Annotated in this window: 22 protein-coding genes and 1 riboswitch; of the genes, 21 read left to right on the top strand and 1 reads right to left on the bottom strand. The window is 52.5% G+C overall.

The window, feature by feature from the left end:
- The 12 genes from rpoZ (at nt 1) to spoVM (ending at nt 13004) form a co-directional block, all read left to right on the top strand.
- On the top strand, nt 1-222 hold the full coding sequence (gene rpoZ / locus L3D05_RS15480) for a DNA-directed RNA polymerase subunit omega (RefSeq protein ID WP_239617184.1): 222 nt from the start codon (nt 1-3) through the stop codon (nt 220-222).
- Nucleotides 223-335: 113 nt separating this feature from the next.
- Nucleotides 336-1595 carry a bifunctional phosphopantothenoylcysteine decarboxylase/phosphopantothenate--cysteine ligase CoaBC gene (coaBC, locus tag L3D05_RS15475; protein WP_239617183.1) on the top strand — a complete coding sequence of 420 codons (1260 nt, stop codon included), beginning with the start codon at nt 336-338 and terminating at the stop codon, nt 1593-1595.
- A complete protein-coding gene (priA, locus tag L3D05_RS15470; RefSeq protein WP_239617181.1) occupies nt 1592-4087 on the top strand; it encodes a primosomal protein N' in 2496 nt (831 codons plus the stop codon). The genes coaBC and priA overlap by 4 nt, the downstream gene beginning before the upstream one ends.
- A gap of 41 nt (nt 4088-4128) precedes the next feature.
- Nucleotides 4129-4620 (top strand): peptide deformylase, encoded by a 492-nt coding sequence (gene def / locus L3D05_RS15465; protein ID WP_239617179.1) that lies wholly within the window; start codon nt 4129-4131, stop codon nt 4618-4620.
- A gap of 1 nt (nt 4621) precedes the next feature.
- Nucleotides 4622-5575, top strand: coding sequence for a methionyl-tRNA formyltransferase (gene fmt / locus L3D05_RS15460; protein WP_239617177.1), 954 nt, complete (start codon nt 4622-4624; stop codon nt 5573-5575).
- Between the two features lie 250 nt (nt 5576-5825).
- Nucleotides 5826-7223, top strand: coding sequence for a 16S rRNA (cytosine(967)-C(5))-methyltransferase RsmB (rsmB, locus tag L3D05_RS15455; protein ID WP_239617176.1), 1398 nt, complete (start codon nt 5826-5828; stop codon nt 7221-7223).
- A gap of 26 nt (nt 7224-7249) precedes the next feature.
- Complete coding sequence (rlmN, locus tag L3D05_RS15450) at nt 7250-8320, top strand: dual-specificity RNA methyltransferase RlmN (RefSeq protein WP_239617174.1); 1071 nt, start codon at nt 7250-7252, stop codon at nt 8318-8320.
- A 17-nt stretch (nt 8321-8337) separates the two neighbouring features.
- Nucleotides 8338-9093: a Stp1/IreP family PP2C-type Ser/Thr phosphatase gene (locus L3D05_RS15445; protein WP_255807551.1), complete on the top strand. Its 756-nt coding sequence runs from the start codon at nt 8338-8340 to the stop codon at nt 9091-9093.
- The gene (gene pknB, locus L3D05_RS15440) at nt 9090-11171 is read left to right on the top strand and encodes a Stk1 family PASTA domain-containing Ser/Thr kinase (protein WP_239617171.1); all 2082 of its coding nucleotides are present in this window, start codon (nt 9090-9092) and stop codon (nt 11169-11171) included. The genes L3D05_RS15445 and pknB overlap by 4 nt, the downstream gene beginning before the upstream one ends.
- Nucleotides 11172-11235: 64 nt before the next feature.
- Nucleotides 11236-12141, top strand: coding sequence for a ribosome small subunit-dependent GTPase A (rsgA, locus tag L3D05_RS15435; protein ID WP_239617169.1), 906 nt, complete (start codon nt 11236-11238; stop codon nt 12139-12141).
- Nucleotide 12142: 1 nt separating this feature from the next.
- Complete coding sequence (gene rpe / locus L3D05_RS15430) at nt 12143-12787, top strand: ribulose-phosphate 3-epimerase (protein ID WP_239617168.1); 645 nt, start codon at nt 12143-12145, stop codon at nt 12785-12787.
- Between the two features lie 136 nt (nt 12788-12923).
- On the top strand, nt 12924-13004 hold the full coding sequence (spoVM, locus tag L3D05_RS15425) for a stage V sporulation protein SpoVM (protein ID WP_041064529.1): 81 nt from the start codon (nt 12924-12926) through the stop codon (nt 13002-13004).
- Nucleotides 13005-13093: 89 nt separating this feature from the next.
- On the opposite strand, the gene rpmB is transcribed toward spoVM, so the two are convergent.
- On the bottom strand, nt 13094-13282 hold the full coding sequence (gene rpmB, locus L3D05_RS15420; protein ID WP_239617166.1) for a 50S ribosomal protein L28: 189 nt from the start codon (nt 13280-13282) through the stop codon (nt 13094-13096).
- Nucleotides 13283-13484: 202 nt separating this feature from the next.
- Here rpmB and L3D05_RS15415 point away from each other — a divergent pair, with 202 nt between their 5' ends.
- The 9 genes from L3D05_RS15415 (at nt 13485) to L3D05_RS15375 (ending at nt 22303) form a co-directional block, all read left to right on the top strand.
- Nucleotides 13485-13844, top strand: a complete 360-nt coding sequence (locus tag L3D05_RS15415; protein WP_239617164.1) for an Asp23/Gls24 family envelope stress response protein — start codon at nt 13485-13487, stop codon at nt 13842-13844.
- Between the two features lie 24 nt (nt 13845-13868).
- Nucleotides 13869-15701 carry a DAK2 domain-containing protein gene (locus L3D05_RS15410; protein ID WP_239617162.1) on the top strand — a complete coding sequence of 611 codons (1833 nt, stop codon included), beginning with the start codon at nt 13869-13871 and terminating at the stop codon, nt 15699-15701.
- Nucleotides 15702-15732: 31 nt separating this feature from the next.
- Nucleotides 15733-16590, top strand: coding sequence for a DegV family protein (locus L3D05_RS15405; protein ID WP_239617161.1), 858 nt, complete (start codon nt 15733-15735; stop codon nt 16588-16590).
- A gap of 29 nt (nt 16591-16619) precedes the next feature.
- A complete protein-coding gene (gene recG, locus L3D05_RS15400) occupies nt 16620-18671 on the top strand; it encodes an ATP-dependent DNA helicase RecG (protein ID WP_239617159.1) in 2052 nt (683 codons plus the stop codon).
- Between the two features lie 146 nt (nt 18672-18817).
- The gene (locus L3D05_RS15395; RefSeq protein WP_239617299.1) at nt 18818-19048 is read left to right on the top strand and encodes a stage VI sporulation protein F; all 231 of its coding nucleotides are present in this window, start codon (nt 18818-18820) and stop codon (nt 19046-19048) included.
- A gap of 90 nt (nt 19049-19138) precedes the next feature.
- Nucleotides 19139-19250: riboswitch (TPP riboswitch) on the top strand.
- Nucleotides 19251-19367: 117 nt separating this feature from the next.
- The gene (locus L3D05_RS15390) at nt 19368-20414 is read left to right on the top strand and encodes an ABC transporter substrate-binding protein (RefSeq protein WP_239617157.1); all 1047 of its coding nucleotides are present in this window, start codon (nt 19368-19370) and stop codon (nt 20412-20414) included.
- Nucleotides 20415-20440: 26 nt separating this feature from the next.
- Entirely contained in the window at nt 20441-20743 is a 303-nt protein-coding gene (locus L3D05_RS15385; protein WP_239617156.1) for a thiamine-binding protein, read from the top strand.
- The gene (locus L3D05_RS15380) at nt 20733-21518 is read left to right on the top strand and encodes an ABC transporter permease (RefSeq protein ID WP_239617154.1); all 786 of its coding nucleotides are present in this window, start codon (nt 20733-20735) and stop codon (nt 21516-21518) included. Before L3D05_RS15385 ends, L3D05_RS15380 begins: the two co-directional genes overlap by 11 nt.
- Nucleotides 21515-22303, top strand: a complete 789-nt coding sequence (locus L3D05_RS15375; protein ID WP_239617153.1) for an ABC transporter ATP-binding protein — start codon at nt 21515-21517, stop codon at nt 22301-22303. The genes L3D05_RS15380 and L3D05_RS15375 overlap by 4 nt, the downstream gene beginning before the upstream one ends.
- Nucleotides 22304-22443 lie beyond the last annotated feature (140 nt).

The raw sequence follows: 22443 nt of genomic DNA, 5'->3' as shown, positions 1-22443 counted from the left end.
ATGTTATATCCATCCATTGATGAATTGGTTAAGAAAGTGGACAGTAAATATACGCTTGTCGTTGCTGCTTCCAAGAGAGCCCGCGGGTTGCGCGAAGGTGTTATGTGCAACTTAGGTGCTCCTAAATCCCATAAATTCGTTGGCGTCGCTCTCGAGGAAATTTATCACGAGGCGATCAAAGTCGAGCATTTGAAAATTGTTCCTACGGTGATCAAAGATTAGGATTCTGAATAGGATCGGAAGGAAGGACAACCCACGCGGTTGTTTTTTTTCTACGCTTTGATGGATCATTTTTCTATTTCTAGTGATTTTGTTTACTTGCAGGGAGGGGAACCATGAACAAGTCGCTATCGGGAAAAACGATTTTGTTAGGAGTGTCCGGCGGTATAGCCGCATACAAGTCCGCTACGCTGTGCAGTCGTCTAGTGGGCCTCGGTGCCATAGTAAGGGTTATGATGACGGAAGGCGCGACACGATTCATTACGCCGCTAACGCTGCAGACGCTTACTCGGTATCCCGTCGCTACGGATGTTTTCGACGAGAAAGACGCTTCTATCGTTCAACATATCGATTGGGCGGATTCTGCCGATCTAGCAGTAATCGCGCCGGCTACGGCGAATCTGCTATCCAAGCTGGCGAACGGTTTGGCGGATGATATGATCAGTACGACTTTGCTGGCGACGACGGCACCTTTGCTGATCGCGCCTGCTATGAACGTACATATGTGGGAGCATCCCGCCGTTATCGACAACGTGAACAAGCTTGCCTCGAGAGGCGCCACCTTCGTGGAACCGGGGACAGGCCAATTAGCATGCGGATATGTTGGCAAAGGCAGACTTGCGGAGCCAGATGAGATCGTTGAAGCTATCGTGGCAATGCTAGTCGGACCGAAGCCGTTGTCCGGTAAGCGTGTTCTCGTAACGGCAGGGGGAACGGTGGAAAGAATCGATCCCGTTCGCTACATTACGAATGACTCCTCGGGTAAGATGGGCTTCGCGATTGCAGAAGCGGCAAGAGATCGCGGTGCCGAGGTCACGCTTATCTGCGGGAAGACCGAAGCGAACGTTCCTCACGGAGTTAACCTCGTCAAGGTCGATTCCGCTTCGCAAATGCACGATGCTGTCATGGAACGTCTGCCCGGGACGGATATCGTCGTCAAAGCCGCGGCCGTCGCGGATTATCGTCCTGTGCACCAAGCTACGCAGAAGATCAAAAAAACCGACGATAAAATGTCGCTAGAGCTTGTTCGCAATCCGGATATTTTGCTAGCGGTCGGAGAGTGGAAAAACGCTCAACCCAATAAGGACAAGCCATTGGTCATCGGTTTTGCCGCGGAGACGAACGACGTGGAGAAACACGCGATGGACAAGCTGAATAGAAAAAAATGCGATCTTATCGTCGCGAATAACGTAGCGGAGACTGGCGCGGGATTCGGAACGGATACGAATATCGTTAGCATATACGGTCCCCGAGGGCTGATCGAGAACGTTCCGCAGATGACGAAGAGAGCGGTGGCGGAGAAGCTGCTGGATATTGCGCAATCGACGTTAAGCCTGCAGCAAGCTCAAGGCGATGGGAAAGGACCGGGAAGATGACCGTTGCCAGAGTCATTGTTGACGTACCGAGCCGGGATACGGACCGTACGTTCGATTATTTAATTCCGGATCGTCTGAACGGCTGGGTGGAGATCGGCAGCCGTGTTGCGGTTCCCTTCGGACCCCGCAAGCTTCAAGGAATCGTAATCGGGCTGGCGGAGGATGCAGAAGTCGAGTATGCGAAGCTGAAGCCGCTGGAAGATCTGTTAGACGCCGTTCCTCCGCTCTCGCCGGAATTAGTGGAGCTTGGGGAGTGGATGAGCAGAAGGTGGTTATGCCCACTTACGGTAGCGTTGCAAGCGATGCTCCCCGCCGCGCTGAAAGGAAAGGCGGAGAAATACGTATTTCCGGCCGCTACGGCAGTATGGTCCGCGGAAGAGATCGCCGAGAGCGGCGGTCTCTTGCTTGCGTTGATGAAGGGTAAACCGCTTAAGCTGACGAACCTTCTGCAGCAATATCCGGAGCAAGGACATCTGCTCAAGCGCTGGCTTCGTCAAGGGCGCTTGGAGGAACGTCAGAGGGTAGAGGATCAATTGTCCGTCAAAACCGTTCAGACGGTATTTCCCGAGACGCCGGAAAAGTTAACGATAGCGATCGGGAGCATCCCGGCAAGGGCGAATAAGCAAAGGGAAGTCGCGCAATACCTCGTAGAGAACAATGAGCCGATCGCCGTATTGAAGCTGACGGAAGCCGCGGGCACGACGTCTTCTACGATCCGTTCGCTCGCCGAGAGAGGCTTGCTCGAGATCCGCTCGGTTACGGAGGATCGCGATCCGTATGCCGACCGGGATTTTCCGGCATCCGCTCCGATGAAGCTCACTCCCAAGCAAGCGGTAGCGTTAGCCCCGATTCAATCGGCAATAGATTCGCGCGAAAATAAAACGTTCCTTCTGCATGGCGTTACGGGAAGCGGCAAAACCGAGGTTTACCTGCAAGCGATTCAGCGGTGTTTGGAATTCGGTCGCGAAGCCATCGTTCTCGTTCCGGAAATCGCGCTTACGCCGCAGATGGTCGAACGGTTCAAAAGTCGCTTCGGTGCAAGGGTCGCTGTGCTGCACAGCCGGTTGTCCAACGGGGAACGTTACGATGAATGGCGCAAAATCAGGGAAGGCAGGGCACAGGTCGCTGTTGGTGCCCGCTCGGCTATTTTCGCACCGTTCACGAGCATCGGACTTATCGTCATTGATGAAGAACACGAAACGTCGTACAAGCAAGAAGAGAGCCCGAAATATCACGCTCGCGACGTAGCGGTAGAGCGAGCTCGGCTCCATGATGCGGTTGTCGTTCTAGGCTCGGCGACTCCCGCGCTGGAAAGTTACGAAGCGGCAGTCTACCTAGGTCGGGAAACGGGGTTAGGCGGGACGGAGTACATCGCTCTGCCGGAGAGGGTTGCCAATCGTCCTCTCCCAGGCGTCCGTATCGTGGATATGAGAGAGGAATTGAAGCTTGGTAACCGAGCGATGTTCAGCAGGCCGCTAGCTGACGCCATCCGGGATCGACTTGCGAAGCAAGAGCAAATCGTCTTGTTGCTTAATCGCAGAGGTTATGCGACGTTCGTCATGTGCCGATCATGCGGCTATACCGCCGCGTGTCCGCATTGCGAGATTTCTCTAACCTATCATAGAGGATCTCAAAATCTTAGATGCCATTACTGCGGTTATTCGGAAGCCGAACCGAAGACGTGCCCAAGCTGCGAAAGCCCGCACATTCGTTTCTTTGGCACGGGTACGCAGAAGGTGGAGGAGTCGCTAGCCCAGACGTTCCCCGGAATCCGAGTTATTCGGATGGATGTAGATACGACTACGGAGAAGGGCTCCCACGAGAGATGGCTAACGGAGTTCCGCGAACGGCGAGCGGACGTGCTGCTCGGTACGCAAATGGTGGCCAAAGGGCTCGATTTCCCTTACGTTACTTTAGTAGGCGTACTGGCTGCCGACGCCGCTCTAAGATTGCCTGATTTCCGGGCATCCGAGCGGACGTTTCAACTATTGACGCAGGTTGCGGGCAGAGCAGGCCGCCACGAGCTTCCGGGCGAGGTCATTATTCAGACCTACGATCCCGAGCATGAGTCGATTACGTACGTTCAGGGCCATGACTATAATGGGTTCGTAGAGAGAGCTCTCGTGCTGCGCAAGCAGCTAGGTTACCCGCCTTACGGTCGACTTTTGTCGGTAACCTTCTCCCATGAATCCGTGCCTATGCTGCTTTCAATAGGTTCAAGCTTCGCGGTAGGCATTCGGGAGAAAGCGGCGGCTCTTGGCATTCGCAAGGATTTCGACATGGGAGGCCATGCAGCCTTGGAAGTGTTAGGCCCCGTTTCTTCGCCGATCGCGAGATTGAAGGATCGCTACCGTTTTCAATGTATGGTAAAATATCGAGGAGACGTCGACGCGAGTTTGTTGGCTTCTCAAGTATTAGTGGAAATAGCGGATGCGGTGAAACGCGCAGGCGTGCAGATAAGCGTCGACGTGGATCCTCAGATGATGCTATAAGGCTAGTGAACAACCTGTAACGAGAAGGATGGATGCCGTTTATGTCAATTCGATTAATCGTGAAACACCCAGATTCTGTGCTTAGGGAAAGAGCGCAGGAAGTGACGAAGTTCAATGCCAACCTGCATAAATTGCTGGACGACATGGCGGATACGATGTATGACGCCGACGGAGTCGGGTTAGCTGCACCTCAGGTCGGAATATTGAAGCGTGTCATCGTCGTCGATGTCGGGGATGAACATGAACTCATCGAATTGGTCAATCCTGAGATCGTCTCCGCGGAAGGGGAACAGCTCGGGCCTGAAGGCTGCCTTAGCATTCCAGGGCTTCAAGGCGATGTTCGCCGGGCGAACCGGATCGTCATCCGGGGCCAGGATCGCAACGGCAATCCGATACAATATGAGAGCACTGAATTTCTGTCGAGGGCATTTCAGCATGAAGTAGATCACTTGAACGGCGTTCTGTTCATTGATACTGCCGAATCCGTGTACGAAGCCCGCAAGCATGACGAACAGGAGCGGGATGAGGATTAGCATGAAAATATTGTTTATGGGTACGCCGCAATTCGCCGTATCTTCATTGGCCTTATTGCTGGACAAAGGTTACGAGATCGCGGCGGTCGTCACTCAGCCGGATCGGCCGAAGGGGCGCAAGCGCGAACTTACTCCGTCGCCGGTGAAAGCTTATGCGGTAGAGCGCGGGCTTACCGTTGTGCAACCGGAGAAGTTGCGCTCGCCGGAAGGCGTTGCCGCGGTGGCGGCCATTGCGCCGGATTTGATTATTACTGCCGCATACGGACAAATTCTTCCGAAATCGGTGCTCGATCTTCCGCGTTTCGGCTGTATTAACGTGCACGGCTCATTGCTGCCCCGCTATCGCGGCGGCGCACCGATTCAACGATCGATCATTAACGGGGAATCGGTGACGGGCGTTACGCTCATGTACATGGCGGAAGGCTTGGATACCGGGGATATGATCTCCAAGGTGGAAGTACCGATCACCGATGAAGATACGGCGGGCACGATCTTCGAGAAGCTTAGCGTCGCTGGCGCTGAATTGTTGTTAGAATGGTTGCCCCGCATAGCGGAGGGGACAGCCGGGAGAACGCCGCAAGAAGAAAGTGAAGCGACTTACGCGCCGAACTTGTCGCGGGAAGACGAGAAGCTGGATTGGAATTGCGATTCGCGGCAACTGTTTAATCGGGTGCGTGGCCTCAGTCCGATGGCTGGAGGTTTTACGTATTTGGACGGCGAGGTATTCAAGGTGTGGAGCATCCGAATTCCTGAAGCCGCCGATAGCGCGTTGCGCCCAGAGTGGGCAGCAATGGCTCCAGGTTCCGTATTGGAGACAGGGGCATTCGGAATCCGCGTTCGCACGGGTGACGGAAGTATCGTATTAACGGAAGTTCAGCCAGCCGGCAAGAAAACGTTAGCGGCAGCGGAGTATGCCAAAGGCGCTCGGCTAGCTCCCGGTAAGACGCTCGGGTGATCCCGAGCTTTTTTGCTTGCCTGGGGAGCTTATGGCTACTATAACCCGGAGGTTGAGGCACATCTTATCGGGAGCGGCGACTCATCTGGCTCTGCAGTCCGGTGAAACCTGACTAAACAGCTCCAAAGCACCTCGGAACGCGCTGCAGTCCGGTGAAACCTGACTACATAGCAAACTAAAGTGCCTCACCCGCTATCAGCGAAGCTAATGGCGTAGAAACACAGACTTATAAGCAGATAGGATGCGAATGATGAAGAAACCGATTCGATTGCCCGGCGGCAAGCCGCAAGGGGCGCGAGAAGTCGCCATGAACGTGTTGCATAATGTGGAAATGGCGGGGGCATATAGCGGGCTTGAGCTTAATCAAGCTTTGCAGTCTTCCGATCTCTCCCGACCGGATGCGGCGCTGGCCACCGAGCTTGTATATGGAACGATTCAGCGGCTTAACACGATCGATCATGATCTGAAGGGCCGTGTTAAAGGCTGGCCCAATAAAATAGAGCCATGGGTACGAAGCTTGCTTCGGATGAGCTATTACCAGCTTCGCTGGTTATCCCGAGTACCCGCACATGCGGCCGTAGACGAAGCAGTGCGGATAGCTAAGAAACGGGGACATGCCGGTATCGGCGGGCTCGTGAACGGAGTGTTGCGGGGATTGTTGCGAGAAGGCTTCGATGCGGCGCTTCCTGAAAGCTTGCCGGTAGCGGAAAGAATATCGCTTACGCATAGCCATCCGTTATGGTTAGTTGAACGTTGGATTTCTGAATTCGGGGAAAAAGTAACCGAAGAAATATGCGCAGCCAATAACGATCATCCTCATGCTTCAGCTCGCGTGAACCGGATGAGGGCTACCCGGGATCAAGTCGTGGCGGGGCTGACGGACGCAGGAATGGAGGCGATTCCGTCCCCGTTAACGAGCGAAGGCATTCTCACGCAGAAGGCGGGAAATCTCGTCCATTCGGATTGGTATCAACAAGGATGGATCACGGTTCAGGACGAGAGCTCCATGCTGGTCGCCGCTGTGGCTAATCCTAAGCCCGGCATGCAGGTTCTCGATTGCTGTGCGGCTCCGGGCGGTAAGACGACGCATTTAGCGGAGATTATGCGCAACGAAGGAAAAATTATCGCCAATGATGTGCATCCTCATAAGGAAGCTCTCATTAAACAGCAAGCTGACCGTTTAGGATTAACGAGCGTGGAGACGATGGCGGGAGATGCTCTCGAACTGGGTAATCGCATAGAGCCGCAATCCTGCGACGTCGTACTGCTCGATGCACCGTGTTCGGGGCTAGGCGTCATACGCCGCAAACCGGAGATCAAATGGAACAAGTCGGCCGAAGACATCGAGAGTTTATCGAATTTACAAAGCAAATTGCTGAGTTCTGTACAAGCATTGGTTAAACCGGGAGGCGTGCTTGTCTACAGCACTTGCACGATTGCCTCGGAGGAAAATGAGAGTACAATTCGGCGCTTCTTATCCGAATATCCGGATTTTGCTCTGGACGCGGAATGGCCGGACGAGGTTCTGGCTCCGATCCGTGAAGCTGGCAAGCTGCCGGAAACGTTCGCGGGGATGCTTCAACTTCTCCCCCAGATGTTCGGTAGCGACGGCTTCTTCATTGCCCGGTTGCGGAAGCAATCCCAATAAATTTATGTTAAAATGGACGAATGGTGGTGACGAAATTGGATAATGAGGAAAACAAACCTTTTATTTACGATCTAACTTTAGAAGATATTCAAGACTGGATTAAAGATCAGGGAGAGCCTGCTTTCCGCGCGGGACAGATCTTCGATTGGATTTACGTCAAGCGGGTCGGTTCTTTCGAAGAGATGTCGAACTTGCCGAAGCCGCTGAGGGATAAGTTAATCGCGAGCTTCCGGTTCATCACTTTATCGGAGATCGCGAAGTTCGAGTCCAAAGACGGAACGGTGAAGTTCCTGTTCGGGCTGCATGACGACCATGCGATCGAAACGGTTATCATGCGTCATAATTACGGCAACAGCGTCTGCGTAACTACGCAAGTCGGTTGCCGGATCGGCTGCACGTTCTGCGCTTCCACGCTAGGCGGACTCAAGAGAAGCTTAACGGCGGGAGAAATTATTGCGCAAGTGGTGCAATCGCAAAGGATTCTCGATCCCCTGAACGAACGCGTGTCGAGCATCGTCATTATGGGCATTGGCGAGCCTTTCGAAAACTATGAGGCGACGATGCAATTTCTCCGGACGATGATTCATCCGAAAGGCTTGAATATCGGAGCAAGGCACATTACTGTATCGACCAGCGGAATCGTGCCAAGCATGATCAAATTCGCGGACGAGAATACTCAGATTAACTTAGCTATTTCCATTCATGCGCCAAACGACGCGCTCAGATCCAAGCTGATGCCGGTCAATAGACGTTTTCCTTTCGTGGATGTCATAGATGCGTGTAAATATTATATCGAGAAAACCGGACGCCGAATTACGTTCGAATATGCACTGATCGGCGGTGTCAACGACCGTCCGGAGCATGCGGAAGAGCTTGGTAACGTGCTTCAAGGGATGTTATGCCACGTCAACTTGATACCCGTCAACTATGTGCCTGAACGCAATTACGTAAGAACGCCCCGGGACGATATTTTCGAGTTCCAGCGCATTCTACAGAAGAAAAATGTTAACGTTACGATTCGTAGAGAGCAAGGCCATGATATCGCTGCTGCTTGCGGACAACTGCGGGCGAAGCACATGGAGACGACGACGGGGTGATAGATGTGAAAACGGTAATGCGAAGTCATGTCGGCAAAGTTAGACAGATTAATGAAGATCAAGCCTGGAGCGGGAGTCTGCCAAGCGGGATTACGGCCGCAATCGTCGCAGACGGAATGGGCGGCCATCGGGCTGGCGACGTCGCCAGCTCCCTTGCGGTAGATAGCTTGGTACAATCGTTGCAAGTATGGGGAGAAGGCACTTCCCTGAAAGATGGCGCATCTTCGCTAACGGATATGATTCGCAAAGCCAATAAGGTCGTCTATGAAACAGCGTCCTTGAATGAGCAATATCACAATATGGGTACTACGGTCGTATCGGCGTTGGTGGATGGAAGTACCGGGTTGATCGGCCATATTGGCGATAGCAGAGCTTATCGTCTACGGGCCGGTAGGCTGGAGCTATTGACCGAGGATCATACCCTTGTGAATGAATTGACCAAATCCGGGCAGCTAAGCCCGGAAGAAGCCGCCCATCACCCAAGACGTAACGTCTTGACGAGAGCACTCGGAACCGACCGTGAAGTCGAGGTGGATGTTCAAGCCATCGACTGGCAGTCCGGTGACCGAATTTTGTTATGCAGCGATGGGCTGAGCGGGTTGGTCGAGGCTTCGGATATCGAAGCAACATTGGAAGATTCCGCCTTGCAATTGGAAGAGCAGGCACAGAAGCTGATCGATCTGGCTCTGGCCGCAGGCGGAGATGATAATATTACCGTCGTACTTGTCTCAGACGAGGGACTGGTTAATGCCACAGGAGGGGAAACAGCATGATCGGACTTACGCTTAGCGGGCGTTACGAACTGCTGGCTCGTGTTGGCGGGGGCGGTATGGCGCTTGTGTACAAAGCACGGGATTTACTGTTAAACCGTTTCGTAGCCGTCAAGGTGTTAAGACAGCAATTCACGCACGACGATGATTTCGTTAAACGGTTCCGCCGCGAAGCTCAGGCAGCCGCATCTTTGTCGCATCCTAACATCGTGAGTATTTATGATGTCGGACAAGTGGAAGATACCCACTATATCGTCATGGAATTCATCGATGGCGCTAACTTAAATGAAATTATTCGCGATAGGGCTCCTCTGCAAGCCGATGAGGCCGTTAGAATCACGGCGCAAATATGCGATGCATTGGAACATGCCCATTATAATCAGATCATACACCGCGATATTAAACCGCATAATATTTTAATCGGCAATAACGGCAGGGTGAAGGTTACGGATTTCGGCATCGCCCGCGCCGTAACGTCTTCCACGATTACCCAAACGGGTTCCGTTATCGGATCTGTCCACTATTTCTCCCCCGAGCACGCCAAGGGCGTCGCAACGGGCGAGAAGTCCGACTTATATTCGCTCGGGATCGTGCTGTACCAAATGCTGACGGGCAGACTGCCTTTCCTAGGCGAAAGTCCGATTAGCGTTGCGCTTAAGCATTTGCAAGAGCCGTTCGAGCAGCCGCGTAAAGTGAATCCTTACATTCCTCAAAGCGTGGAGAACGTTATTCTGCGGGCGATGCGCAAAAATCCTCAGGAGCGTTACCAATCCGCGCGGGAGATGCATGCCGATCTCGAAACCTGCTTGCAGCCGCAAAGGTTGAACGAGCCCGCCGTGCAATATTCGAGCGACGAGGACAACGAAGAGGACAAAACGAAGGTCATACCAGCGATCCGGCCGGACATGCGTAATACGATAGAAGCTCCTGCCGTGAAAGTGTCGAATGCGAATAACGAAGAGCGTTGGAATTCCGAAGGGTTAACGGAACAGAAGCGTAAATGGGTATTACCGACCGTTCTCGGCGCGTTGGCTGTCATCTTGATCGCGGTGCTAATCTGGGCGGTCTCCGCTCTTAAGCAGCAGATGCCGCAGGATGTGTTAGTGCCGGATATGGTCGGGAAAACGCTAACGGATGCGAAGGAGCAATTAATCGCTGCAGGGTTTACGATCGCAGAACCGATTCTATACGAAGTCGTCGAGGGTAAAGAAAAGGACATCGTCATTAAGCAGGATAAAGCCAATATGGAAGCCAAAGAGGGCTCTCCTATCCAGCTTACGGTCAGCAAGGACAAGGATCTTCCTCCGATGCCGGACTTAATCGGTAAGACCCTTGATGAAGCGAAAGTAGCTCTTATCGAAATGGGCGTTAAACCTGGCAATATCGGCACGACTCCGGAGTTCGATCAAAGCGAGCCTGATACGGTATTGGATCAAGTTCCTCCTAAGGACGAATTGTTCAATCCGACTACGGCGGTCGTGAACCTAAAGATCAGCAAGGGCGAAGAAGCGTTCCCGATGCCGGACCTGCTCAAGAAGACCGAAGCGGAAGCGCGGGCTATTCTTATAAGTAAAAACCTTAAGCTTAAAGAAGACAAAATCATCAGAGAACCAAGTTATTTCCCTAAAGGAACGGTATTCAAGCAGTTCCCGGCGGAAAAGGACGAAATGGTAACGCCACAGACGGAGATTACGATCTACGTGAGTAGCGGCTATCCGGCGGACTCCAGGAAGCAAGACCTCAGCATAACGGTCTCGCCTGCCGTCGCAGGAAAAACAAGCAAGATCAAAATCGAATATTCCGACGCCACGGGCGATAACATCGATGGCGGAACGTACAAGATTAGCTCGACGACCTCTTTCCCGATTACGTTGATTTTGTCTCCGTCCAAGGACGGACAAATTACAATTTATCGCGACGGTCAGGTCGTGCAGACGGAACCTGTTCCTTACCTCGTCATTCCAGCGACTAACAACAGCCCGGATCCTGATCCGGGTGTCGACGGAGGCGCCGCATCCGGAGATAATCAGGGCGGCGAAGAGGGAAGCGTTCCGGTGGACGGAGAAATCACAAACCCGTAATAAGCGATTGATTGAACGATGATGACTAGAGCCAATTCGGGCTAGGAGAAGGAGATGTTTCTGAGTGCCCGAGGGCTTAATCGTTAAAGCGTTGAGCGGTTATTACTACGTACAAAATGTCGAAGGCGGACTCCCGATACAATGCCGGGGGCGGGGAATATTCAAAAAACGGGGAGAGTCGCCTTTAGTCGGCGATCGCGTCGTGTACAGCGAGACGGAGAACGGCGAAGGAACGGTCGAACAAATATTGCCGCGTACTTCGGAGTTGATCCGTCCGCAAATCGCGAACGCCGACTTGGCTATTCTTGTCTTTTCCGTCGTGCGTCCCGAACTAAGTTTAGTTCTTCTGGATAAATTTCTGGTGCACACCGAGCATGCCGGGATGGATGCCATTATTGTCCTTACGAAGATGGATCGTATTCCTGAGGGCCCGGAAGGGGAGGGCATTCGTGGAGCAATCGATAAAGCGAAGGCTCTTTATACCTCGATCGGGTATCAGGTCGTGCTGACAAGCGCGCACCAAGGCGAAGGAATGGACCAACTCCGTGAAGCACTCGCCGGGCATATTAATATGCTTGCGGGGCAGTCGGGGGTCGGGAAGTCCTCTCTCGTGAATGCGTTAGTCCCCGGACTCAAGCTGGAGACGAACGAGATCAGCGACAAGCTTGGCCGCGGAAAGCATACGACGCGCCACGTAGAGCTCGTTCCGATTGACGGAGGCGGGTATATGGCGGATACTCCGGGATTTAGCCAGCTAGATTTCGCCGAGCTTGGCATCGACGAGATCGGTTCATGCTTCCGGGAGTTCGCGAAGCTATCTGCCACATGCAAGTTCCGCGGCTGTACGCATACCCACGAGCCGCACTGTGCCGTCCTGCAAGCGAAAGATCAGGGGATCATCGGGGAAAGCCGGTACGACAATTACGTCAACTTCATGACGGAGTGGAAAGAAAACAAGCGGAGGTACTAACATGACAATTATCGCACCCTCCATTCTTGCTTCCGATTTTGCTTTGCTCGGAGATGAAGTCCGCAGCATCGAAGCTGCGGGAGCAGATTGGGTACATATCGATATTATGGACGGACATTTCGTGCCGAACTTGACGTTCGGTCCGCCGATCGTGGCGATGATTCGCCCGGTTACGAAGTTGTTTTTCGACGCTCATCTGATGGTCGAGAATCCGCAAACGTTGTTCCCGGCGTTAGCCGCGGCCGGAGTAGACCGGATTACCGTACACGCGGAAGCTTGCGTTCATCTTCAACGTACGCTTGCGGAGATACGCGGACTCGGAATGAAAGCAGGCGTGGCCTTAAACCCGCATACGCCCCTATCCGTACTTGAATATATGTTAGACGAAATTGATCTTGTTCTCATCATGACGATTAATCCCGGCTTCGGGGGCCAATCCTTCCTGCCATCGATGTTGCCTAAGCTTCGCCAGCTACGCGAGATGTTGGAGAGACATGGCCGCCAAGATATCCACATTCAGGTCGATGGAGGCATCAATGCGGAAACCGCCCTACTCGTGAAAGAAGCGGGAGCCAATTCTTTGGTGGCGGGAACCTATATATTCGGTCACCAGGATCGGGCGGCCGCAATCGCTGCTTTGAGATAAGTGCAGGATCAGAGAAATAGGCGCCTTCTTCGTATTTGTCTGGTATAGGACAAATTCAACTCCGCATACATTGGAATCAATAGCGCGCTTCGAACGTAAGAAGCAAGGGTTCAGCCTGCGGAGGAGGGATGGGAAGATGAAGTTTTACACCATCAAGCTGCCGAAATTTTTGGGTGGCTTCGTCAAAGCGATTCTCAACACGTTTCACAAAAATTGACGCCTTTGAAGGCTCATCATGAACAAAAAAAGAACCGTCAGGATGACCTGACGGTTTTTCTTCATAGCTAAAGTAGCCGATTACGTGAATTATACGCGTGTTACTGCTCCCGATTTCAAAGCACGTGCGCTTACAAAAACACGTTTAGGTTTTCCGTTCACCAAAATGCGCACTTTTTGTACGTTAACCCCCCAAGAACGGCGGGTAGTGTTATTCGCGTGAGATTTGTTGTTTCCGGAACCTGGCTTTTTCCCTGTGATATAACATTTACGAGCCACTAAAAATACACCTCCCTGCCACGTCCATACAAATACTACACTATCTTAGCACAGCGAGTTGCTTGTTGCAACGGAAAAGTGGTCTTTCGCAACGCTTGTCGCCAATATCGATGGAATCACCTATAAAACGGCTTCATTCTCCCGTTTTTTTATAGTACAATGAGGTATGGTCCATAATACAGGCATAAAGGAGTGAATTTCCATGCCTCTGCAGCTTGTCTCGGAGAACGGAAAGATAGATGTTGCTGATCAAGTTATCTCTGTAATCGCAGGTTCGGCGACATTGGATTGTTATGGACTTGTCGGCATGGCATCCCGCAAAGGATTGAAGGATGGGATTGCGGAGCTGCTTGGCCGCGAGAATCTGTCTCGGGGTGTGGAAGTACGTCACGAGGGCGAACTAGTCCACCTCGATCTTTATGTCATCGTAAGCTACGGAACGAAGATTTCCGAAGTCGCTCATAACATTCAATCCAAGGTGAAATATGTATTGGAAGAAGTCGTCGGCTTGAAAGTCGACCAAGTGAACGTATATGTTCAAGGAGTGCGAGTATTGAAGTAGCTTATTAGGAAGGGGAATTCTGCATTGAGTAAGCGCTTCTTGAACGGTACGGAATGGGCGGCTATGATCCTGGTCGGCGCGGAGCGGTTAACCCGCAACGTGGACCGGGTGAACGCCCTAAACGTGTTCCCGGTGCCGGACGGCGATACGGGAACGAATATGAATTTGACGATGACGGCCGGCGTGGCCGAATTACAAAATAAACCATCCGAGGAAGTCGGCCGTGCGGCGGAAGTGCTATCCAAGGGACTTCTGATGGGCGCTAGAGGCAATTCGGGGGTTATCCTGTCCCAATTGTTCCGCGGTTTCGCGCGGTCCATATCCGGTCAGGGCGAGCTCACGGTGCCTCTGTTCGCCAATGCTCTGCAACAGGGAGTTGATACCGCTTACAAAGCGGTGGTCAAGCCGGTAGAAGGCACGATTCTTACGGTAGCGCGCGAAGCTGCGCGTCACGGGTTGACAGCTTCCCGTAGAACTACCGATCTGAAGGAATGGATGCATGAAGTTCATGCCAAAGCATTGGAGACGCTTGCGCGCACGCAGGAAATGCTTCCAGTGCTTAAGCAGGTAGGCGTAGTCGATTCCGGAGGACAGGGGCTCGTTTACTTGTACGAAGGATTCTTGGATTACTTAAGCGATGGCAACTTCGCAGGCACCGCCGTGAATGATCGCGGGCATCAAATGTCGTCTGCCGCGCCTGCGGTAGCTGCCGTTTCACCGTCGGTCCCGGCTCCTGCAGTCCGCACGATGGGTGCGAATACGGCTGCGCAATCCAAGATTACGACGGAGAGCATCGCTTTCCCTTACGACATGGAGTTTTTCATTCAACGGGTAACAACGGCGTCGCCGTTCCCAGAACAGACGTTCAGGAAAGCATTGGAGCGGGACGGGGATTCGATTATTCTTATCGAAGACGAGGGGATCGTGAAAGTTCATGTCCATTCCCGTAGACCGGGCGATGTCATGAACCTGGCTCTGACGTATGGCGAAATTACTCACATCCATATTCTGAACATGCAGGAACAACATCGCGAGCTCTTGGCTCAGCAGCCGGCTTCCAAGCCTGAAGTAACCAACTTGCATCAAGCTGAGCCGTCTATTTCACCCCTGGTCGATTATGCGTTGCCAGGCGTCGTTGATCTCCCTTCGATAACGGCTTCTCCGGAAAGCGAGCCTAATCCTGACGTATACGAGATGGCTTCCTACGGAGTTGTTGCCGTAAGCGTTGGCGAAGGGAATGCGGAGTTATTCCGCAGCCTTGGCGTCGATATCGTTCTGTCCGGCGGACAAAGCATGAATCCAAGCACGGAAGACCTGCTTGGTGCAATTACATCGCTGTCCGCGCATCATATTATCTTATTGCCGAACAATCCGAATATCATCATGGCGGCCAAACAAGCCGCTGAACTGGCCGAACGTCCGGTGACGGTCCTTCCTACCCGGACATTACCGCAAGGGATGGCCGCCATGCTCGCCTTTCAAGAAAGCGACACGGAGTCTTCGAATATCGTTCGGATGACGAAAGCCTACGAACAGGTCGTCACCGGATCCGTTACTCAAGCGGTACGCGATACGGAGATGGACGGCGTGCAAATCAAAGAAGGCCATTATATCGGAATTAAAGATAAGACGATCGTCGTATCGGCTTCGACACCATCGGAAACGTGTAAAGCGTTGTTGACCGATTTGCTCGTGTCAGGCGGGGAAATTCTTACGATCCTAACGGGTGATACTGCCGACGCCGAACAAACCGAGGAGCTTGAGCAATGGCTTGCGGAGCAATTCCCGAACGTCGAGGTCGAGGTGCATGAAGGCGGTCAGCCGCTGTACCCGTATTTGTTCGCCGTTGAATCGTAATCATCTATATTAGGCGCTGGAGGTACAAGCTATGGCATCTGTTGTTCTGGTCACGGATAGTACGGCGGATATTCCGATAGAGGTAAGAGAAAAACTCGGCATATCGATGGTGCCTCTTAAAGTGAATTTCGGGGATGAAACTTTCCTGGACAACATCACGCTGCAGCCGACGCAATTTTACGAGAAGCTAACTTCTTTCGGAGGGCTTGCGACGACGTCGCAGCCTTCACCGGCCGATTTTTACGATGTGTTCAAAAAATTGACGGACGAAGGGCATGCGGTCATCTCCATCCAGCTATCGGCTGCGTTAAGCGGAACGTATCAATCTGCAACGATAGCCCAATCGATGCTGGACGAGGGTGCTGATGTTACGGTTATTGATTCCAAATCGGCTTCCTTCGGTTATGGTCAACTGGTCGTCACGGCGGCAGAGATGGCAGCATCCGGAGTTTCCAAAGAAGAGATCATCGCGGAGATCCACAGGATGCGCTCGGAACTCCGGCTTTACTTTCTCGTAGACACGTTAGAATATTTAAGGAAGGGCGGACGAATCGGCAAGGCATCGGCCGTGCTGGGATCGCTGCTCAATATCAAACCGATCTTATCCATAGATTCCGAAGGCGTCGTGTTCCCGTTCGATAAGGTCAGAGGCCAGAAAAAAGCGATGGCGAGAATCGCCGAGGTACTGGAAGCGGATGTGAAAGACGCTCCGGTCAACTTAACGATCGCTAAGACTCCGGGCCACGAGGCCGGCGTGTCCGAAATATCCGAGCTGATCAAGCAGCAACTGAACGTACAGTCATATCGGGAAACGGAAATCGGACCGGTTATCGGTACGCACGCGGGTCCAGGAACGATCGGGTTGTTCGTGTTCCCGATACGGGGATAAGTTAACAGTCCTATAAAGAGGTTGGTCTAATGTCTATTCATTTGTTCCAGGTTCCTCTGACGAAACTACAAGGCGTGGGCCCTCAGAAAGCAGAGGAGCTTCACGCCTTGGGTATTTCCACAGTCGGGGATCTCATTGAATATTATCCGTTCCGATATGAGGATTATCGGGTACGCGAGCTGCACGATGTGAAGGACGGAGAGAGAATTACGATTCAAGGCACGATCGCTTCGATGCCTTCGATGCAGCGATACGGGGGGAAAAGCCGATTGATATGCCGCGTTACGGTCGATTCTACTTTGGTCACCGCAGTGTGGTTTAATCGGGCATTTCTGAAGGATCAATTAACGCTGGGCAGAGAGATTACTTTAACCGGCAAGTGGGATCAGAGGCGGCGGCATCTGACCGTGGCGGATTCGGAATTTCCGGACCGCAGTACGGCCAAGACGGGCACGCTGCAGCCGGTCTATTCGGTTGGCGGCAACGTTACGCAAGCGGCGATTCGCAAGCTGATCGACAAGGCTTTGAATCAGTTCGGAGCGTTCATTCCCGAAATTTTGCCGCCGGAGTTAATGGACAAGCATTCGCTTATTCCTCGCAGGGAGGCGATTACGCGAATCCATCGTCCCGAGAATACGAGCGAAGGGCAGGAAGCCAGAAGAAGAATGGTATATGAGGAGCTGTTCTTGTTCCAGCTTAAGCTTCAAGCTTATCGGACGACTCATATCAAGAAGGCGGATGGCTTGGTTCATCCGGTGAACAACGAGGAAATTCGCCAATTCGTTGGCGTGTTGCCGTTTACGCTGACGGATTCCCAGAAACAGGTCATTAACGAGATCCTGCACGATATGAAGCAGCCCTATACGATGAACCGCTTGCTGCAGGGAGATGTCGGATCAGGTAAAACCGTGGTTGCGGCAGTTGCCTTGTACGCATCGGTACGAGCTGGACATCAAGGGGCGTTAATGGTGCCGACGGAAATATTGGCCGAGCAGCACGCTCGCTCGTTAACCAAAATGTTCGAGCCGTACGGCATACAGGTGGGTTTGCTGACCGGCAGCCTGACGGAACGCAAGCGGCGCGATCTGATCGCGTCCTTGCAGATGGGATTGCTCGATATCGTAGTCGGTACGCATGCGTTAATCCAAGAGGATGTATTTTTCAGGAGCCTGGGTCTTGTCGTAACGGATGAGCAGCATCGATTCGGGGTCAATCAAAGAAGTATTCTTCGCCGCAAAGGAATGAATCCGGACGTGCTCTCGATGACGGCGACGCCGATTCCAAGAACGCTGGCGATTACCGTCTTCGGGGATATGGACGTGTCTACGCTTAGAGAACGACCTAAGGGCCGACTGCCAATCAAAACATACTCGGTCAAGCACGACATGATGGATCGGGTTCTCGGTTTTATTCGCAAAGAGGCCGAGCAAGGGCGACAAACGTTCTTCATTTGCCCGCTGATCGAGGAGTCGGAGAAGCTTGACGTGCAGAATGCGATCGATCTACACATGCAATTGACGCAGGCGTTGCCGGATTTGAAAATCGGACTGTTGCACGGACGTATGACGGCTGCCGAGAAAGAGGCGACGATGGCCGTCTATGCTGCCGGAGAGACGCATGTGCTGGTGTCGACGACTGTAATTGAAGTAGGCGTTGACGTTCCTAATGCGACGTTGATGATCGTCATGGATGCCGACCGGTTTGGGTTATCCCAGCTACATCAACTAAGAGGGAGGGTCGGCCGAGGAGAGTATCAGTCGTATTGCATTCTAATCGCCGATCCGAAGTCGGAGAACGGGCAAGAGAGAATGAAGGCCATGACGGATACGGACGACGGGTTTGAAATCTCGCGAAGAGACTTGGAAATTCGCGGTCCGGGTGAGTTTTTCGGAACGAAGCAGAGCGGGATGCCTGAATTCAGGCTAGCGAATCTGATGACCGACTTCGAGATTCTTGAGATGGCAAGGGACGATGCCGCCGCTCTCACTTCCATGGAACAATTCTGGTCTTCGCCCGTCTACGGAGAGCTAAGGGATAACTTGGCGCGTGACGCTAAGCTGCATGGCGAGCAATTGGATTAGGTTTGGGCTTGAGCTATTGTCATTACGCGTCTTCTGGTGGCATATGATGTACCGAATAGCCGCCGGAAGGAGCGTGAACCTCTTTGAGCCCAAGCTGGCAGAAGTTCGGAATCAAAGCGGAGTTCGTAGAACGTGTGAAGGTAAAAATGAAAACCCCGGCAACCAAGGAGCGAATTAAAAGCATCCTTGAGGGAGTCACGAAATACGATTTGCAGGATCGGGTGAAAGTTCGTAAATGGGTGAAGCAATTCGCGAAAATCTTAAATGAACCGTTATCCGAAAGTCAGGAGGATCAACTGGTTAATTTCATCATCGCCCAGAAAATCGATCCGAACAATATGCTCCACTTGATTAAGCTGTATACTATGTTCAGATAGTCGAACGCACTTTCCGTTAAGCAATAAGAGATAGACAATATCTAATGATTTGCTATAATAGGGAAGATAAGAAGCGGGATTCTTGAATTGAATACGCCCCGGGGGAGCTGGACGAAGGCCGGCTGAGAGTGCATTCCATTAATGCAGACCCTTATTACCTGATCTGGTTAGTACCAGCGTAGGAAGGTGGGAGCACGACAGCACCTGTCGTGTCATAGTCCATTATTATTTAGGGCGCCCTCCGGAATCGGGGGGCGCTTTTATCGTTTCACGAAGCCCTCTTCCCAACACGAGACAAGACATAGAGAGGGAGAGAACCATGCGAAGAAAAAGCAAGCTATGGCAAGGTATGGGGCTGACGATGTTAGCCGGGATGTTATTATTGGCGGGGTGCGGCAATAAGGGGAACACGGAGGCTTCGGGTAGCCCATCGTCGTCCTCGAACCCACCGTCGGCCCCTTCGGAGTCGCTGCAGAAAGTAACACTCGTGCTAGACTGGACTCCGAATACGAACCACACGGGGCTGTATGTAGCTAGAGATCAAGGTTTGTGGAAGAAGCACGGTTTGGATGTGGAAATCATCCTTCCGCCGGAAGCGGGAGCAAGCGCGCTAGTGGCGAATGGAACAGCCGATTTCGGCGTAGGCGCGCAGGAAAGCATGATCTTGGCGAGGGAGCAAGGCTTGCCGCTCGTCTCCATCGCTCCGATCATTCAGCATAATACGTCCGGCTTTGCATCTCCGGTAGATAAGAACATCAAGGAACCGAAAGATTTCGAAGGCAAATCTTATGGTGGATGGGGATCTCCGGCAGAGCAAGCGGTCATCGAATCGATTATGAACGTGCAGAAGGCCGATGTAGGCAAGGTGAACTTCGTGAGCGCCGGAACAGCAGATTTCTTCACCGCGGTGAAGAAGGGCATCGATTTCGAATGGATTTTCTACGGTTGGACGGGGATCGAAGCGGAGCTTCGCAAGGAGCCCGTCAACATGGTCTATCTGACGGATTACAGCAAGCAATTGGATTATTATACTCCGTTATTATTGACTAACGAGAAGCTGATCAAGGAAAAGCCGGATGTTGTCCGCGCGTTCTTGGCGGGTGCTTCCGAAGGATATAACTATGCGATCGATCATCCTGACGCTGCCGCGGATGTGTTGATCAAGGCGGTACCTGAGTTGAATGTAGAGCTGGTTAAGGCAAGCCAGAATTGGCTCAGCCCGAAATATAAAGACGATGCGCCTCGTTGGGGAGAACAGAAGCGGGAAGTATGGTCCGGCTACGGAGACTGGCTTACCGAGAATAGCCTTATGAAGAAGCAGTTGAACTACGACGATATGTTCACGACGGAGTTCCTTCCCCAATAACGATAACGAATGAGGAGAGGTTAACGATGGCTCAAGCCTTATTAAGCATACAGATCTTGCCGAAGGTTAAAGCGGGAGAAGACGTGATCCCTTACGTTGATCGGGCAATCGAGATTATTAAACAATCAGGCGTCGCTTACCGGGTGGCCCCGCTAGAGACGACGATGGAAGGCGACTTGGACCAACTCATCGAGATCGTGAAGCAGATGAACGCCGCCATGTTCGAGATGGGCAGCCCATCCGTTATGTCGCAGATTAAATTGGTCGTTGACGGACAAGAAGGGGCATCAATGGCGCGGTTGTTGCAGAAATATCCGGATGGGCAATAAGAGGCTGAGAGGAATTTTACTGCCCGTCGTAACGTTGTTAGTATTCGTTGGCATTTGGCAAGCGGTTTGCGCGATTTTCGAGATTCAAACGTATACTTTACCGTCTCCGTGGAATATTGCGGTTACAATGTTTGAAGATTCCGCCATGTTAGGCGAGCATGTACTGGCGACGTTCAAGCTGGCACTTATCGGTTTAGCGCTTGGGTTGGTCATCGGTGTCGCAGTGGCGGTATTCCTGCACATCGTTCCTTTGTTAAGGGAAGCCTTCGCACCGCTCCTGGTGTTGTCGCAGAACGTTCCGCTCATCGCTTTAGGACCGTTGCTAATGATATGGTTCGGCTTCGGTTGGATGCCTAAGCTGATTTTGCTCGTACTTGTTTGTTTTTTTCCGGTAGCCTTATCGATACTCGTAGGGCTCGGACAAGCCGAGCCTCAACTTCGTGAATATCTCGGCATGATCGGAGCTTCGCGATGGGAAAGACTGAAGCGTCTTGAATTTCCTGCGTCTTTATCCTACTTATTCTCGGGTTTGCGGATCGCGGCCACCTATGTCGTGTCTTCGGCAATCGTAGCGGAATGGCTTGGCGCGAACAAAGGGATCGGGTTTTACTTGAAGCTTAAGTTCAACGGGTTCGACCAGGCTGGCGTATTCGGCTCTATCGTCTGCATCGTGACGTTAAGCTTCCTGTTCTATTACGCGGTAGTGCTCGCGGAACGTCTAACGATTCGTTGGAGGCCTCGTTCACAGGGAGATTGGAAAGGGGCATCTTCATGACGGGTTCACTCGTTCGCAATACGTTGGAACTAAGCGGCATTTACAAAGCCTATACGCGTGGCAAACAGCAGGTGCCCGTATTGTCTGATATTAACCTTCAGGTAAAAGCCGGGGAGTTCGTGACGTTGATCGGCCCATCCGGAAGTGGCAAATCGACATTGTTCAGGTTGATCGGCGGCGTAGAGCGTGCGGATCGCGGGACAATCGTCATCGATGGCCAAGAGGTGTCCGGACAACGTGGCCTGATCAGCTATATGCCGCAGCAAGCGGCTTTGTTCCCTTGGTTGTCCGTTCGCGATAACATCTCATCCGCTTTGGTAACGGCAGGAGCGTCGAAAAGCGAAGCCAAACAATCGGCGATGGAATGGCTGGAGCGAATTCAACTCGGCCATGTGGCCAAAGAGTATCCCCATGTGTTATCCGGGGGGATGCAGATGAGGGTTTCATTCTTGCGCGCATTGCTTATGAAACGCAACTTAATGTGCTTGGACGAGCCGTTCGCCGCATTGGACGCCTTGACGCGGGCGGATATGCAGCGCTGGTTGCTGCAGCTATGGGAAGCGGATCGGCGTTCCGTGCTGTTCGTCACGCACAGCATCGAAGAAGCGCTTATGTTGTCAGATCGGATCTATGTCCTCTCTTCTGCTCCGGCAACGGTATTGCGCGAGATCGCCATTCCTTTCGAACGGCCTCGCAGAGCTGACGTCTGGACGGATCCGGCGTTCGTCGAATTAAAAAGAGAAGTGCTCGCATTGCTTGAATATGGGGATTCGATGATCGGCTGACATCGTGAATCCATGCAGATTTCGGAGTTTTCCAAGTCATAAGGCGGTACAGGATGTCATTCCTGTGCCGTCTTTTTTATTCTCAACGGCTTCATTCAGCTTTCTGATAGGAGGCGGAAGCTATTGATTTTTGCCTCGAA

It is taken from the genome of Cohnella mopanensis (genome assembly GCF_022352055.1).
Lineage (GTDB): Bacteria > Bacillota > Bacilli > Paenibacillales > Paenibacillaceae > Cohnella > Cohnella mopanensis.
The sequence above is the reverse complement of the archived record's forward strand: the minus strand, read 5'-3'. Positions and strand labels throughout refer to the sequence as shown.